Origin of the sequence: Crocosphaera chwakensis CCY0110 (genome assembly GCF_000169335.1) — a bacterium.
GTDB lineage: Bacteria > Cyanobacteriota > Cyanobacteriia > Cyanobacteriales > Microcystaceae > Crocosphaera > Crocosphaera chwakensis.
Genome location: NZ_AAXW01000150.1, coordinates 1 through 1507 on the forward strand (window position 1 = coordinate 1; position 1507 = coordinate 1507).

1 protein-coding gene is annotated in these 1507 nt (G+C 34.5%); it reads left to right on the plus strand.

Translation table 11 applies throughout. The features are described from left to right. On the plus strand, positions 1-1507 hold a 1507-nt coding region (gene uvrB / locus CY0110_RS27710; protein ID WP_008278999.1), incomplete at both ends, for an excinuclease ABC subunit UvrB.

Here is a 1507-nt window from a genome sequence, read left to right on the forward strand (position 1 = left end):
AAAGATAGGAAAACCCGCTTTAGTATTGGCACATAATAAAACTTTAGCAGCCCAATTATGTAATGAATTAAGACAATTTTTTCCTAATAATGCTGTGGAATATTTTATCAGTTATTACGATTATTATCAACCAGAAGCCTATATTCCTGTCAGTGATACTTATATTGAAAAAAGTGCTTCAATTAACGATGAAATTGATATGTTAAGGCACTCGGCAACCCGATCATTATTTGAGCGAAAAGATGTCATTGTAGTTGCTTCGATTAGTTGTATTTATGGCTTAGGAATGCCTGCCGAATATTTAAAAGCTTCTGTTCCTTTAGAAGTAGGAAAAGAAGTGAATCAAAGACAACTATTAAGAGATTTAGTTACTGTTCAATATTCTCGGAATGATCTTGACTTACAAAGGGGAAGGTTTCGAGTCAAAGGAGATGTTTTAGAAATTGTTCCAGCTTATGAAGATAGAGTTGTTCGAGTTGAATTTTTTGGAGACGAAATTGATGCAATTCGTTATTTAGATCCTGTAACTGGAGAAATTTTAAATAGTCTCAAAAACATCAATATTTATCCAGCGCGACATTTTGTTATTCCAGAAGAACAATTAGAAGCTGCTTGTCAAGCAATAGAAATAGAATTACAAGAACAAATTTTAAACTTAGAAAAAGCAGGTAAACTATTAGAAGCGCAACGCATTGATCAACGAACTCGTTACGATTTAGAACTCTTAAGAGAGGTGGGTTATTGTAACGGCGTAGAAAATTATTCGCGTCATTTAGCAGGAAGAAAACCTGGATCACCTCCAGAATGTTTAGTGGATTATTTTCCTAAAGATTGGTTATTAATTGTGGATGAATCTCACGTTACTGTACCCCAAATTAGGGGAATGTATAATGGTGACCAAGCTAGGAAAAAAGTGTTAATTGATCATGGTTTCCGTTTACCCAGTGCGGCTGATAATCGACCTTTAAAATCAGATGAATTTTGGGATAAAGTTAATCAATGTATCTTTGTTTCTGCGACTCCTGGAAACTGGGAAATTGAACAATCAGAAGATAGAGTAATTGAACAAATTATCCGTCCTACAGGAGTATTAGATCCTGAAATTTTTGTTCGCTCAACCGAAGGACAAGTTGATGATTTGTTAGGGGAAATTAAAGAAAGAGTAAAACGCGAAGAAAGGGTTTTAATTACGACTTTAACGAAACGAATGGCAGAAGATTTGACGGAATATTTTCAAGAAAGAGACGTGAAAGTACAATATTTACATTCCGAAATCAAATCCATTGAACGAATTGAAATTTTACAAGCTTTAAGAAATGGAGAGTTTGATGTATTAATTGGAGTTAACTTATTAAGGGAAGGATTAGACTTGCCAGAAGTCTCTTTAGTGGCCATTTTAGACGCTGATAAAGAAGGCTTTTTAAGGGCAGAAAAATCCTTGATTCAAACCATTGGAAGGGCTGCCCGTCATGTAAATGGCCAAGCTATATTATATGGGGATAATTTA